This is a genomic window from Nocardia niigatensis NBRC 100131, from assembly GCF_000308655.1.
GTDB classification, from domain to species: domain Bacteria; phylum Actinomycetota; class Actinomycetes; order Mycobacteriales; family Mycobacteriaceae; genus Nocardia; species Nocardia niigatensis.
Genome location: NZ_BAGC01000001.1, coordinates 44218 through 57345 on the forward strand (window position 1 = coordinate 44218; position 13128 = coordinate 57345).

The window sequence follows — 13128 nt, forward strand, 5'->3', positions numbered from 1 at the left end:
GAGCGAAGCGGAGGGCATCGAACACAGTAGGTTTGCCAACCATGGGTAAGAGCAAGCGCAACAGTCCCAAGCCGGACTCCAATCGGGCGCAGAAGCTGGCCGCCCGCCGCGCCGAACAGGAAGCGGCGGCGCAGGCCGTGACGCGGCCCTTCGAGGGCTTGGCCGCGGAATGCGATCTGGTCGCGCTACGGGAGTTCGTGCCGTCGGCGACCGCGATCTTGAAGCTCGCGCCGAGTGTCGGCGCCGAGCGCGAGGTCACCCTCGCCACGGTGCTCCCGGGCGCGGTCGCCGCGCTGGTGCGGGCCGGTGACGAGCCGATCGGTTTCGTCGGCACGCAGGTGCAGTTCCAGTCCGCCGATCCGGCCGCGGATCTGGCCGCCGCCATCCTGTGGACCCAGTCCGCCACACCGGGCGAGTCGCTGGCCACCGCGAGTGCCGGTGGCGCGCCGCTGACCGAGGTGCTGGATGCCGGTGCGGCCCTGGACCTCACGGTGCATCAGGACTTCAACTGGTGGGTGCCCGAGGGCGTCACCCCGGATCCGCAGGTGGCCGCCACCATCGAGCAGGCCAACCGGGCCATCATGCCGTCGGCCCGCCTGGAGCTGGGCGCGGACGCGGTCGGCGCGGCCTGGTGGGTGGACGCCGGCGAGAAGGCGCACATCCGCTGGGTGCGGCCCGAGGACGAGGACCAGCTGATGCTGGCGCTGGCGCGGCTGCACGCGGCCGGCGACCTGCACCTGGGCGAGGGTTCGCGGTTCGCGGGCTCGTTCCGCACCCACGGCCTGCTGGTGCCGGTCTTCGACCTCGATCCGGAGCGGCACGCGAGCGAGTGGGAGGGCCCGGCCCGCGAGTTCGGCGCGAAGCTGGCGGCCGCGCTGCAGTCGGATGCCCCGCTGACCTCCGAGGAGCGTCGCTCCCGTGACGGCCTGCGGTCGCGTCAGGTGACGCTGCGCTGACGGCACGGTCGCGCTGACCTGGTCCGGGCCGTTCCCGGGTGAAGCGATTCACTCGGTGAACGGCCTGGATTTTCCGCGGGAATTTTTTGAAAAGTACTCATTTCGCTCTGAGTGCTCGGTTAGGTTCTCTTCACCCCGGAAGTTCAGGGGATCCGGTGACCATCGCATCGGATATCAGATGAGGAGAATAACCATGGATGCCATTCTGGCCGTGGTCAAGTCGCTGTTCGGCACATTGTCCGCCAACGCCACCGGCACCGTCACGGTGCCGCAGAAGTAAGGAAAGGGCGGGGACGTATACGCACAGCACCGAGCACATGCAACAGGCCCGGTCCAGCGCAAGGGACCGGGCCTGCTGTGTGAATCCACCGGGCCGGGAAGCGAATTACCTCCGGCCCACACGCAATTACAGCGAGCCGCCCGCGGCGTGCGGAGCGCCGGACGCGTCCTTCGGACCGCTCATTTCCCGCAGTACGAAATTCTCCAGGTCGAACAGATTCGCGCTGGCCCGCTCCGCGACGGTGAGCAGGGTGTTCATGGTCGCGACTTCCTCGACCTGTTCCTTGAGGAACCACTGCATGAACTGCTCGCCCTGGTAGTCGCCCTCTTCACGCGCGGTCCGGGCGAGCTGGACGATCTGCTCGGTGACGGCCTGCTCCTGCGCGAGCGCGAGCGCGATGGGCTCCTTGGCATTCGCGAATTGCGACGTGGCCGCTTCGGTCCCGGACATCTCCACCGCGATGTCGTGATCGATCAGGTACCGGGCGATCATCATCGCGTGGTTACGCTCTTCGACGGCCTGCTTGTAGAAATACTTGGCCAGGACGGGCAGATCGGCATTGTCGAACCACATCGCCACGGCGATGTACTGGTGTTCGGCATTGAATTCGTTGCGGATCTGATCCTGGAGCAGGGCCTGGAACTTGCTGCGCTTGGTTTGGGTTCGGGTGGACATGCGAAGGACATTAACCACGGTCAAAAGGCGTGTCATCCAAGTACAGCCTTATTGAGTACAGCCTTATTGAGGCAAGTGTTGCCTAATTCGAGCTAGCTGCCGACGGTGGTGATCAAGTCCTGCGGGATCTGCTGATCCTTGGCCAGCGCGTCGAAGAACGCACTCGCTTTCGTCTTGTCCCAGAGCAGTACATTGCCGCTGCCGGAGACGTCCTCGAACCCGCCGACCGGGACCGTCGTGGTGATCGGATCGTTGTTCAGCGCATTGCCCAGGCTCGCCAGATTCCAGATGTGCGCGCCATTGTCGACTTTCAGCGCGGCGGTCAGATCCCGGACCAGCGGCCAGGATCGGAACGGATTGGCGAGCGTGCCCGGACCGGCCGCCTTCTTCAGCAGGGCGCTGAGGAATTTCCGCTGGTTGAGCATGCGATCCAGGTCCGCGCGCGGGGTGGCGCGGGACCGCACGAAGCCCAGTGCCTCGGGGCCGGTGAGGGTCTGGCAGCCCGCGGGCAGATCGATGCCGGCCAGCGGGTCCTTCATGGGCGCGTCCAGGCACATCGGGATGCCGCCGACCGCGTCGACGATATTGGCGAAGCCGCCGAAGCCGATCTGCACGTAGTGGTCGATGTGCACGCCGGTCGCGCCCTCCACCGTCTTGACCAGCAGCGATGGGCCGCCGACGGCGAAGGAGGCATTGAGTTTGTCCTTGCCGACGCCCGGGATGTTCACATACGAGTCGCGCGGCAGGCTGACCAGCGTCGGCCGCCCCGACTTCGGGATGTGCACCATGATCACGGTGTCGGTGCGCTCGCCCTCGACGTCGGAGGAGTCACCGGTGGACAGTTGCTGTTCCTGGTCCTTGGACAGTCCCGCGCGGCTGTCGGAACCCACCAGAAGCCAATTGGTCCCGGGCGTGTCGCCGACCCGTCCCGAATAGTTCGCGAGGGCGTCGATCCGGGTCAGATGGGTGTCGACATAGATGGCCGCCGCGATCGGCAGCAGCAGGAGCACCAGCAGCAGCGACAGGATCCAGCGGAACCAGTGCCGCTTCTTGCGCGGCCGGGCGCCGCGTGGCGGGCGGCCGTCACCGCCGCGGCGCCTGCCGGGCGGGGGCGGCGGGGGAGTCGGGGGCGGATCCTCCCGGAACGGGACCGGCTGCTGGGTCGGCGCGTGACCCATGGGGGTGCCGGCCCGGCCCGGCGGGGGCGGCACCCGATTGCCCTGCGGCGGAACGCGATTCCCCGGCGGTCGCCGGGGCGGTGCCGGATTCCTGGGCGGTACCTGCGAATAGGCGAGGTCCGGGCCGGATTCACTGCGTCGGATCACCTGAGTTGGTTCTATCCGCGGCCTGCCGTCGTTAACGGGCCTGCCGTCCGCGGGCGGCCGCTGAGACGAAGGTCGCTGTGTTTGCCCGGGATTCGCCGCGGGCCGATGCGGGTACGCCGGGGGCTCACCCGGGCGTCCCGGCGGCGGCTCCCGGCGTATCCGTGCAAAGTGCTGGGGGTCGTCGCCGTTCATCACTGGAAACAGTACCGACCGCGGGGCCCGCGTGGCTCGTTCCGATCGGATTACGGCAGCCAGGAGACATGTCCGCGCAGGAAGGTGTACCCGATATAGGCGACGGTGTCGATGAGCGCGTGTGCCAGCAGCAGTGGCCAGAGCCGGTTGGTGCGCTGCCAGTAGCGCCCGAAGATCAATCCCATCACCACGTTTCCGAGCCCGCCGCCGAGACCCTGGTAGAGGTGGTAGCTGCCGCGCAGGAGCGCCGATGCCAGCAGTGAGCGATTCTCGGTCCAGCCCAGGGCCCGTAGCCGGCTGATCAGGTAGGCGACGACCAGGACCTCCTCGGCCGTGGAGTTCGCCCACGCCGACAGCACCAGCACCGGCAGCCGCCACCAGCGCGCGAGCGAACTGGGCACGATGGTGACGCTCACCCCCAACGCGTGGGCCGCGAGATACAGGCCCAGTCCGGGGATTCCGATCACGGCCGCCAGCACCATGCCCGGGAGCACGTCGGGTCGCCAGCGCAGCCGCCGGGCCAGCCCGATCGCTCGCGGCGCGATTCCGCTGCGCCACAACAGATAGAGCCCCAGCGCCGCCCAGCCGAGCAGCCGGGCCACGCCCAGCAGTTGGAACAGCAGGTCGATGGTCGACTGGGTGGCCCGCGACGCGTTCAGCGCGACGGTCTGCCCGCTCACCCCGCCGGGCGCGAGGGTGCTCTCCAGCAGGGACAGCGCCGCATTTGCCCCGCTCAGCCCGAAGGTGACGGCCAGCACCACCGCGATCTCGAGTTTGATCGCCCGCCGGCCGAGTTCGGACGATTCGGGCGCGGGCCACACGGATGCGGGATCAGCCGAAACCATGCCGCCAATCTAGGCGGGCGCCCGGCGAACTCGTCAGATGCGGTGCACGCCGCCGTGGAAGGGATTGCCCGCCAGGGCGTGTACGGCGCGGCTGAGGGATTCGATGTCGTGGGCCGGGGCCTCGAACGGGATGCGGATGTCGTGGTCGGCCTCGATGCCCTCGACGCGGAGGGTGACGCCGTAGCGGTCGATGGCCAGCGGATGGATGAGGGCGCCGCGGCGCAGGGCGTGCGGCAGGCGGCGGGCCAGCCGGTCCACCACGTCGGGGTGATCGGCCTGAAGGTGTTGCAGCCAACCGGCTTCCAGCGCACAGAACGGATCGGGGCGGGCCTCGCGCAGCTGTTCGCGGCCGACCGAGTCCGCGCCGGCGGTGTCGGCGACCACCGCGGAATCGATGACCAGCCGCAGCAGCACGGCGGTGTGGCCGACGTCGAGCAGGTCCGGGTGCGGGTGGTCGGCGGCGACCGCGCCGGCCAGCGCGCGCTGCGCGTGCGCGGGCACGGTGTGCGCCCAGCCGCGCAGCCAGACCAGGGCGCGGACGCGTTCGCGCAGAGGGAGCGGGGCCTGGTCGGTGAGTTCGAGGACGGCGGGGGAGCCGTTGGTGCCACAGCCGTGGACCAGACCGGCGGCGCTGGAGTTCATCGGGACCGCCATCACCATGTCCCCGCACTGCCGCAGTAGATGCACGGAGGTGGGCACCGGGTCGAGGCCGGGCAGGGCCAGGACCGCGCTCTCGGCGTGCGCGCAGGCGCTGTGCACGCGTTCGGCGGTAGTGGGTGCGACGACCTGGGCCGCGTGAGGCATACGCACCTCCGTAGTAGAAATTAGGTAAACCTAAGCTAAGTGACGCACGTCGCCGGCGCAAGAGCTTCATCGGAGGCCGCGACAGTCGCCTCGCGCCGATCGCTACCGTGAAGGCGTGCCACACGATTCGTCCCCCGCGCCCGAACCGGTCGCTCTCACCCTGTCCGTCCCGCCCCGCCCGGCCCGCGGGCTGACCGCGGATCTGGTCCGCCCGATCTCGGCCGATCCCGGCGTCGAGGTGCTGGACCTGGCGCTCGACGACGAGGCGGTCTCGGAGTTCCTGGTGCGAATCGTGCACGGCGACAGCGGTTTCGTGGCCCGCGCCGACTCCGGCGAACGGGCGCTGGCGGGCGTGGCGGCGACCGTGGCCGCGCTCTGCGGCGAGGACATTCGCGCCGCGCTCGCCGCACCGGACATCGCGTTCCTCACCGGGCTGAAACCGCCCGCGGTCGAGGCGTTCCGCGAGGTGCTGCTGGCCGTCGAAACCGTCGAGGTCGCGGCCGTGACCACCGCTCTCGCGGTGCTGGGCGGCTGAACCCGCCGCGCCCGGGGTGCGAAGTTACCCAGGAGTTGACCAAACCGGGGGGTGACCGGGCACACGCAAGTAATGTCGTAACCGTGCCGCGTATCGCCTACTTCGGGCCGTCGGGAACCTTCACGGAGATGGCCCTGGCCAAACTGGAGTCCATCGGAGTCTTCGATGGACCGGTCGACCGTGTCCCGGCCCCGAGCCAGGGCGCGGCCGTCGAGCTGGTGCGGGCCGGAAAAGCCGAGGGCGCGGTGGTGCCGATCGAGAGTTCGGTCGAGGGCTCCATCGCACCGACCCTGGACGCGCTGGCCGTCGGCCCGCGGTTGCAGATCATCGCGGAAACCGATCTGGACGTGGCCTTCACCATCGTCGGCCGCCCCGGCATCGGGCTCGACGAGGTGCGCCGCATCGCCGCGTATCCGGTCGCGGCCGCGCAGGTGCGCATGTGGCTGGCCGTCAACATGCCGCTGGCCGAGATGTACACCTCCGCCTCCAATGCCGCGGCCGCCGAGGACGTCGTCGCCGGGCACGCCGAGGCCGCGGTCTCCACCACGCTGGCCGGGCAGCGCCTGGGCCTGGCCACCCTGGCCGACGGCGTCGCCGACGTGGAACGGGCCGTCACCCGCTTCGTGCTGGTCGCACCGCCGCGGCCCGCGCCGCCGCGCACCGGGGCCGACCGCACCTCGATCGTGCTGGAGCTGGCCAACGAGCCCGGCTCGCTCATGCGCGCGTTCGCCGAATTCGCCACCCGCGGTATCGATCTGACCCGCATCGAATCCCGGCCCACCCGCACCGGCATGGGCACCTACCGTTTCTATCTGGACTGCGTCGGGCATATCGACGATGCCGCGGTCGCCGAGGCCCTGAAGGCCCTGCACCGCACCGCGGCCCGGATCCGTTTCCTCGGCTCCTGGCCCGCCACCTCGTCCACCGGCACCCCGCCGCCGCTGGACGCACCCGCCGCGGCCTGGCTGGCCGATCTGAAGAAGGGGGTGGCCGACCTGTGACCGGCAAACTCATCCTGGTCCGGCACGGCGAAACCGAGGGCAATGTCGGCAAGATCCTCGACACCCGGCTGCCGGGCCTGCCCCTCACCGAACGCGGTGTGGCGCAGGCGAAGACCTACGGCGCGAACTTGATCGCCCCGCCGCAGCGGCTGTTCTCCTCGGCCGCGCTGCGCGCCCGGCAGACCGGCGGCTACATCGAGGCGGCCACCGGCGTCGCACTCGATGTGCTGGAGGACCTGCAGGAGGTGCAGCTCGGCGACCTCGAGGGGATGAACACCCCGGCCGCGCACGAGGAGTTCCAGAGGGTCTATCACGCTTGGCATTTCGGAGATCTCAGCGTCAGAGTGCCCGGCGGCGAATCCGGTGAGGACGTCCTCGCCCGCTACATCCCGGCCCTGCACCGACTACGCGACGATTATCTGAGCCGTCCGGATGCCCACGATGTGATCGTGGTCAGCCACGGTGCGGCCATGCGGCTGGTCTCTCGCGAATTGACCGGGGTGCCCAGGCATTTCGCCGCCAGCAATCACCTGGACAATACCGAGACCATCGAGCTGCAGCCGTTCGAGGACGGCCGCTGGACGTGCACCCGCTGGGGTCGCTATGCCGCGCCGTTCGGCGACACCACCGCGCCTGCCGCCGACGACCAGACGGAGAACATCGGCGACGACCCGATGGGTTAGGCCGGGAATTCCGTTCGCAGCGGCAGGGATTCGATGAGATCCCGCAGCGCCGTGCGCAGCCGGGCGGGGGTGCCGCTCGCCAGGGACGTCCACTTGCTGCCGTCCGCGGCGCTGCCGGTCAGGGCGAGGAAGCGGCCGTGCCGGGTGTTGTACACCGCGAGGTGGCTGCCGGCCACGTCGCGCGTGCCGTCGCCGTAGCGCACGCCGACGATCTCGGCGTGCGAATTCACCTGCACCAGAGCCGAAGCGAGGACAGGAGCGTCGCGGTTCGGGCTGCCCACCGCGGCCAGTCGGGTGGCCGTGGTGGCGGCATCGCCGGCGTCGTCGAAGACGGGGGTCAGATCGGTGGTGGGCGCGTTCATACCGGACAGTTCCAGCGGGTCGGCCGGGCCGAGCGCGGCCATGAGGATGCCCGGTAGATCGTGGCCGGCCTCGTCGATGACATAGGAGTCGGTACCGCGCAACGCGACCACCTCGAACTCGTCGCCTTTGGCCAGGCAGCACCGGTTGACCCGCCCCGACACGTACCAGCGCAGGGCCAGCACCCAGTGCGGCCGGTAGAGCACGCGCAGCCGCTCGGCCAGTTCCGGATGCACCTCGTCGCCGTCGAGCAGGGCGCGCTCGGCGAGGGTGGTGGCCGCGGCGGCCATGGCAGTCTTGTGGTCGGCGGCATTGTCGTAGCGGCCCAGGGCATTCAGTACCACCGGCAGTTCATCGATGCCCAATGTCTCCAGGAGATACTGCATTTCGTCGAGTGACAGCGTGATCGACCGCAGCGTCGACGGCCCGCGGCCCGCGCCGAGGACGGTCACCGGTCGGCCGACGGGTCGCCGCCGATGACCGCGGGCGCGATGACCCGGCCGTCGGCGAACGCCGCCGTCGAGTGTCCGTAGTCGTGCCCGCGGTGCGGCTCCTCCTCGTCACTGCCCTGCGTGCCGAGCAACGAGCCGGTGCCGATCGAGCGGACCGGCACGGTCGCGGCCTGGGGGATGGTCGTGCTCATCGGTGCGGCGATCGGCGCCGCGGGAGCCGTTGTGCCACCGGTGTTTCCGAGACCCGCGCCCCAGCCGTCGGGCAGCCGCAGCGCGCCCGCCCCGTTGCCGACATAGACCGACACGCCGCCACCGGTGACGGACACCGCCTGTGTGTCCACTGCCGCGCCGCCCACACCCGCCGGGACCGGCAGGCCGGAGGTTCCGAGTCCGGGCGGCTGCGTCACCGCGTTGGCAACGGCCGTAATCGCTGTGTTCGCAAAATCTCCCACACCGGTGACGCCACTGGTGACGACGGCACCCGCCATCTGCGCGACCTGGGACAGCGCACCGGTCACGGCCGGATTCTGGGTGAGCACGGCGGCCGCGCCGAGCACCGCCTGCAGTGGATCGCTGCCATTGGCGAGCGCGTCCGCGCCCGGGTTCGCCGCGCCCGCGCCCACGGCGATGGGCGGCGGCATCAGGAACTGCCCGGGCGTGGCCACCATCGAACTCGTTGCGGCCTCATAGGTTTCCATCACCAGCGCGGCGCGGATGTCCAGCGCCAGCTTGGCCGCCTCCGCCGCTTCCGCGGTGCCGTTGAGCGCACCGCCGCTGGAGTAGGCGGCCACCCGCGCGGTCTCCACGGCCGCGATCTCCGGCAGGCTCGGCATGGCGAGCGCGGCCACGGTGTAGGCGGTGGCATTGGCGGCGGCCTTGCCCGCCATCACGCCCGCCATGACGGCCTGCTGCTCGGCCCACACAGTGAAACCGCCCAGGCGGGCAAGCACATTCAGGCCGTTCAGTCCCTCGAGACCGACGCCGAGCTCGGCCATAACCCGCGCCACCGTGGTGGTGGCGTCCACCCAGGAGGCGGTGAGCGCGCCCCAGGCGCTGCCCGCGGCCGCGATCGGAATGGCGTGCGCGCCGGCATTGAGGCAGACGGAATTGAATTCGGCCATGCGGGGCAGCCAGAACACCCCCGTGATTCCCAGCGTCATGCGCGTGTCTCCCCCTACACCTGGATCGCGGCGATTCCGGCCGCGCGCACCGCGTCCTGGGCCAGGTATTCGGCCACCTGGCCGCGCAGGGTGGCGGCGGCGTGATGCAGTTCGAGAATGCCCTGGGCGGCCGAGTGGTCGTGGGTCAGTGCGGCGTTGTTGAAATGCGCCGCGGCCAGGCAGGACACCTCTTCGGTGCCGGAGGGGAGGACATGGGTGGCCGGAGCCGTCGCGCTCGCCGCCGCGGCCAGGCGTTCGGCGAGCAGATCGAGTTCCAGGGCGGCCGCGAGTATCACTTCGGGCTGCACCAGGACGTGGCCGACCATGATCGAACTCCCTTCCGCGTTCCACCCGGTTGTGAAGATTGGACGCGGAGGTTCGCCGATCGGTTCCCGACGCGGTGATTCAGCCCCAGCCCAGCTGATGAAGGCGTTCGTCGTCGATCCCGAAATAGTGCGCGATCTCGTGGATCACGGTGATCGCCACCTCTTCGACCACCTCTTCTTCGCTGCGGCACATCCCGAGGATGGCCTCGCGGTAGATGGTGATGGTGTCGGGCAGCGCGCCCGCGTAGTGGCTGTAGTCCCGGTCGGTGAGGGCGATGCCGTGATAGAGGCCGAGCAGGTGGGGGTCCTCGTCGCTGCGCGGCTCGATGAGCACCACCACATTGTCGATCGCCCGTGACAACTCCGGCGGAATCAGATCGAGGGCGTCGCCGACCAGTTCCTCGAACCGGTCGTCGGACATGGAGACGGGCATGCCTACAGCTTCCGCCGCGTCACCGGGGCTGGGGGATCACCGGCGGGGCCGCGCCGGGCAGCGGCGGCGGGGTGTAGCGGCCGTTGTTGGGCGGCGGGACCGGGGCCTGGCCGTCGATCTGGATGTCGCCCTTGGCCGATCCGGTGATGGTGGCGAAGCCCTCCTGATCGGCGCCCTTGCCGACCATGCAGTTGAGGCTGCGGGAGCCGGCCAGCCAGCTGCGCGTGTCGATGGCGTCCCAGAACAGGGTGAGGGTCTTGTTGCGCAGTGCGTCGGGAGCGCCGAGGTAGTCGCCGGCGTCCTTGGCGCACTCGTCCTCCATGTACTTGTCCTGATCGTCCTTCGAGGGCGGGCCGCCGTTGAAGTGGGTGGCCAGGTCCACGGTGGAGACGATCTCGAAGGCGTGCGGCTGGGTGCAGTCGACCGGATCGGTGGGCAGGCTGGACTTGATGCCGATACAGGTGCCCACGTCGTAGACCTTGGACTGGTTGATCTCGCGCACGCTGCCGGTGATGGGCTTGGTGGCGAGGCCCTGGCTGCCGGAGACCTGCAGGCCGCAGCGCAGCGTCCGCTCGCCCGCCTTCCAGCCCGCCTCACCCGGATTGATCAGGCCGACAACGAATTTGCCGCGCGGGTCCAGGCGGCCGCCGAGATACTCCTGGGCCGCGCTGACGCAGTGTTCGTCGCGCAGTTCGGAGAAGCGCAGCGAGTCCGGGAAGCGGGACCCGGGCCCGAACTCCTTGCCGGGGTACTTGCTCAGGTCGATGTCCGCGGTGACCTCGAACAGGTGCTTGCCGGCGCAGTCGACCTTGGTGAGGTCACCGGCATTGGCCTTGGACCAGGTCAGGCAGTCGCCTTCCTTGGCGGTGCCGAAGGCCGCGCCCGCGACCGCGCCGGTGGGCTGGGCGGCCCCCGGGGCGTGCGCCCTTACCCGGTTGGAGTCGAAGCCGTTGGAGACGAACATGGTGATGAGCACGGCCAGCGTGACGCCGACCGCCATCGCCAGCAGCCCCCACCGCACCGTCGACGCCGACAGCGGACCGTTCTGGTCCAGCTTGGATTCCATGGCGCGGAACGGCTTCAGCACGCTGTCCAGCGCAGTCGGTTTCCGACGGTTCGGCGGCCCGGGCCGCTGCGAGGACGACGGCGCGGGCCACTGCGGAGGCATCTGTTGCTCAGGCATCGGTGCTGAGCTTAATTGTCTCCGCTTCGCTCCGGTGGGTTCGCGGCCGAGGCGCAGGTCCCATTGAGCCGGAAGCTCGGTCTTCCGCTCCGTCGGTCCAGACCGAGCCGGGCCGCGAACCATGAGTGCTCTGCTTCGGCCCTCGGTGCTGGTGGGGCATCAAGCTGGTGGGAGTTCTACGCCAGGATGAGCTGGGCCGCCTTCTCGCCGATCATGACCGCCGGGGCGTGGGTGTGGCCGCGGGTGATCACCGGCATGACCGACGTGTCGGCCACCCGCAGGCCCTCGATGCCGCGGACTCGCAGTTCGGGATCCACCACGCTGGATTCGTCGCGGCTCATGGCGCAGGTGCCGACCGGGTGGTACAGCGTGTGCGAGTGGTCCTCGAGGCAGCGCCGCAGCACCTCCTCCATCGGGGTGTCGGAGGGGACGGCCGGCTGCATGAGCTCGCCGATGTGTGCCTTCAGCGCGGGCTGATGCGCGATGTCGGCGCACATGCGCAGCCCGGCGAGCAGGGCGGCGCGGTCGGCGGGCTCGGCGCAGTAGCGCGGGTTGATGCGCGGCGCGGTGAACGGGTCGGGGGAGGTGAGGGTGACGAAGCCGATGGATTCGGGCTTGAGCAGCACGGCGGCGAAGGTGAGCGCGTGCCCGTCCGGATCGCCCAGGCCCTCGGCGATGTAGGGCGCGGGCGCGAAGATGAGTTCCAGGTCGGGCAGGTCGAGATCCTCGCGGCTGCGTGTGAACCCGTAGGCCTCGCCGATATTGGAGGTCAGCTGCCCGCGCCGCAGCACCAGGTAGTTGGCGAGCTCGAGCAGGTTCTTGTCCGCGCCGTAGAGGCTGCCGCCGGTGGTCCGGTAGACGATCGGCGCGGCCAGGTGGTCGCGCAGGCCGCGCCCGACCTCGGGCAGGTGCCGCACGACGGGGATGCCCAGTTCCTGCAGCCGGTCGCCGTCGCCGATGCCGGAGAGCATGAGCAGTTGCGGGGTGTTGATGGCGCCGCCGGACAGCACGACCTCGCGCTTGGCGGTGATCTGCTTGGTCTCGGCGCCGATCCGGAATTCCACGCCGATGGCCCGCGTGCCCTCGAACAGCACCCGGGTGGCGTGCGCGTCGGTGACGACGGTGATGTTGCGGCCCTGCTGCCGGGCGGGCCGCAGGTAGGCGTCGGCGGTGCTCCAGCGCGCGCCGCGCTTCTGGGTCACCATGGTCTGCGAGAAGCCCTGCGGCCGATCCAGATTCGCGCGTTCCACCGGGTAACCGGCCTCGGCGGCGGCCTGCAGGTAGGCGTGGGTGAGCGGGCGCGGGCTGCGCTGGCGGGAGACGTGCAGCGGCCCGTTGCGGCCTTCGCCGGGTTCGGCGGCCTCCTCGACCGATTCCATGCCCTGGAAGATGGGGAGCACCTGCTCGAAGGACCAGCTCGGTCCGGCGTAGCGGGCCCACTCGTCGTAGTCGGCGGCGAAGCCGCGCACCCACATCATGGCGTTCATGGAGGAGGAGCCGCCGAGCATCTTGCCGCGCGGCCAGTAGACCCGGCGGTCGCTGAGTTCGGGCTGGGGTTCGGTGCGGTAGTTCCAGTCGTTGGGGCCCTGGAACAGCTGGTTGAACGCCGCGGGAATGTGGGCGAATTTGTCGCTGTCCTCGCCGCCGGCCTCCAGGACCACGACGCTGACGCCGGGTCGCTCGCTCAGTTTCGCGGCCACTGCGGCCCCCGCGGATCCGGCTCCGACGACCACGAAATCGGCGGTGTGCGGGGTGTATTGGGGCATGCTCACTCCTCGGAAAGACCACGGCGGAGCCGCTGCCGGACTCCTGCCGTCCCATGCCGCTTACCCTAGGGTGGATTTCACCCGGTCGTGGGGTGGATCGATCGGATCGGGAGCCGAAACCGATTCGATCAAGATCGAATAGCGAAGCCGCG

The 13128-nt window shown here is 69.9% G+C and carries 14 protein-coding genes; 4 read left to right on the forward strand and 10 right to left on the reverse strand.

The features are described 5' to 3' along the window. Positions 1–41: 41 nt before the first annotated feature. The gene (locus ON33_RS00205; protein WP_040853537.1) at positions 42–956 is read left to right on the forward strand and encodes a DUF5926 family protein; all 915 of its coding nucleotides are present in this window, start codon (positions 42–44) and stop codon (positions 954–956) included. Between the two features lie 406 nt (positions 957–1362). Here ON33_RS00205 and ON33_RS00210 read toward each other — a convergent pair whose 3' ends face one another. The 4 genes from ON33_RS00210 to ON33_RS00225 all read right to left on the reverse strand — a co-directional run bounded on the left by ON33_RS00210 (position 1363) and on the right by ON33_RS00225 (position 5077). Beyond that, entirely contained in the window at positions 1363–1911 is a 549-nt protein-coding gene (locus ON33_RS00210) for a ferritin (RefSeq protein WP_040853539.1), read from the reverse strand. 92 nt (positions 1912–2003) lie between these two features. Further along, positions 2004–3428: an LCP family protein gene (locus ON33_RS00215; protein ID WP_040853540.1), complete on the reverse strand. Its 1425-nt coding sequence runs from the start codon at positions 3426–3428 to the stop codon at positions 2004–2006. A gap of 50 nt (positions 3429–3478) precedes the next feature. After that, positions 3479–4273 carry a CPBP family intramembrane glutamic endopeptidase gene (locus ON33_RS00220; protein ID WP_040853541.1) on the reverse strand — a complete coding sequence of 265 codons (795 nt, stop codon included), beginning with the start codon at positions 4271–4273 and terminating at the stop codon, positions 3479–3481. 33 nt (positions 4274–4306) lie between these two features. Beyond that, a complete protein-coding gene (locus ON33_RS00225; protein WP_040853543.1) occupies positions 4307–5077 on the reverse strand; it encodes a DUF2470 domain-containing protein in 771 nt (256 codons plus the stop codon). A gap of 115 nt (positions 5078–5192) precedes the next feature. On the opposite strand from ON33_RS00225, the gene ON33_RS00230 reads away from it, so the two are divergent. The 3 genes from ON33_RS00230 (at position 5193) to ON33_RS00240 (ending at position 7296) form a co-directional block, all read left to right on the forward strand. Beyond that, positions 5193–5612 carry a hypothetical protein gene (locus tag ON33_RS00230; protein WP_040853544.1) on the forward strand — a complete coding sequence of 140 codons (420 nt, stop codon included), beginning with the start codon at positions 5193–5195 and terminating at the stop codon, positions 5610–5612. An 83-nt stretch (positions 5613–5695) separates the two neighbouring features. Next, positions 5696–6613 (forward strand): prephenate dehydratase, encoded by a 918-nt coding sequence (gene pheA / locus ON33_RS00235; protein WP_040853546.1) that lies wholly within the window; start codon positions 5696–5698, stop codon positions 6611–6613. Then, a complete protein-coding gene (locus tag ON33_RS00240; protein ID WP_040853547.1) occupies positions 6610–7296 on the forward strand; it encodes a histidine phosphatase family protein in 687 nt (228 codons plus the stop codon). Before pheA ends, ON33_RS00240 begins: the two co-directional genes overlap by 4 nt. On the opposite strand, the gene ON33_RS00245 is transcribed toward ON33_RS00240, so the two are convergent. The 6 genes from ON33_RS00245 to ON33_RS00270 form a co-directional block, all read right to left on the reverse strand. Further along, on the reverse strand, positions 7293–8108 hold the full coding sequence (locus tag ON33_RS00245) for an ESX secretion-associated protein EspG (RefSeq protein ID WP_040853550.1): 816 nt from the start codon (positions 8106–8108) through the stop codon (positions 7293–7295). The two genes, ON33_RS00240 and ON33_RS00245, sit on opposite strands and share 4 nt — an antisense overlap. Continuing rightward, a complete protein-coding gene (locus tag ON33_RS00250; RefSeq protein WP_040853552.1) occupies positions 8105–9268 on the reverse strand; it encodes a PPE domain-containing protein in 1164 nt (387 codons plus the stop codon). Before ON33_RS00250 ends, ON33_RS00245 begins: the two co-directional genes overlap by 4 nt. Positions 9269–9282: 14 nt before the next feature. Beyond that, positions 9283–9594, reverse strand: a complete 312-nt coding sequence (locus ON33_RS00255; protein WP_040853554.1) for a PE family protein — start codon at positions 9592–9594, stop codon at positions 9283–9285. Between the two features lie 79 nt (positions 9595–9673). Continuing rightward, positions 9674–10027 (reverse strand): metallopeptidase family protein, encoded by a 354-nt coding sequence (locus ON33_RS00260; protein WP_040853557.1) that lies wholly within the window; start codon positions 10025–10027, stop codon positions 9674–9676. Positions 10028–10046: 19 nt separating this feature from the next. Then, positions 10047–11093: a septum formation family protein gene (locus tag ON33_RS00265; RefSeq protein ID WP_040853626.1), complete on the reverse strand. Its 1047-nt coding sequence runs from the start codon at positions 11091–11093 to the stop codon at positions 10047–10049. 293 nt (positions 11094–11386) lie between these two features. Next, the gene (locus ON33_RS00270; RefSeq protein ID WP_040853558.1) at positions 11387–12976 is read right to left on the reverse strand and encodes a GMC family oxidoreductase; all 1590 of its coding nucleotides are present in this window, start codon (positions 12974–12976) and stop codon (positions 11387–11389) included. Positions 12977–13128: the final 152 nt, after the last annotated feature.

Bases quoted from the DNA above. Each gene is read 5' to 3' on its own strand.
- ON33_RS00220 (WP_040853541.1), bottom strand. From the start codon at position 4,273: ATGGTTTCGGCTGATCCCGCATCCGTGTGGCCCGCGCCCGAATCGTCC.
- ON33_RS00260 (WP_040853557.1), bottom strand. From the start codon at position 10,027: ATGCCCGTCTCCATGTCCGACGACCGGTTCGAGGAACTGGTCGGCGAC.
- ON33_RS00210 (WP_040853539.1), bottom strand. From the start codon at position 1,911: ATGTCCACCCGAACCCAAACCAAGCGCAGCAAGTTCCAGGCCCTGCTC.
- ON33_RS00225 (WP_040853543.1), bottom strand. From the start codon at position 5,077: ATGCCTCACGCGGCCCAGGTCGTCGCACCCACTACCGCCGAACGCGTG.
- ON33_RS00205 (WP_040853537.1), top strand. From the start codon at position 42: ATGGGTAAGAGCAAGCGCAACAGTCCCAAGCCGGACTCCAATCGGGCG.
- ON33_RS00270 (WP_040853558.1), bottom strand. From the start codon at position 12,976: ATGCCCCAATACACCCCGCACACCGCCGATTTCGTGGTCGTCGGAGCC.
- ON33_RS00250 (WP_040853552.1), bottom strand. From the start codon at position 9,268: ATGACGCTGGGAATCACGGGGGTGTTCTGGCTGCCCCGCATGGCCGAA.
- ON33_RS00255 (WP_040853554.1), bottom strand. From the start codon at position 9,594: ATGGTCGGCCACGTCCTGGTGCAGCCCGAAGTGATACTCGCGGCCGCC.
- ON33_RS00215 (WP_040853540.1), bottom strand. From the start codon at position 3,428: ATGAACGGCGACGACCCCCAGCACTTTGCACGGATACGCCGGGAGCCG.
- ON33_RS00265 (WP_040853626.1), bottom strand. From the start codon at position 11,093: ATGGAATCCAAGCTGGACCAGAACGGTCCGCTGTCGGCGTCGACGGTG.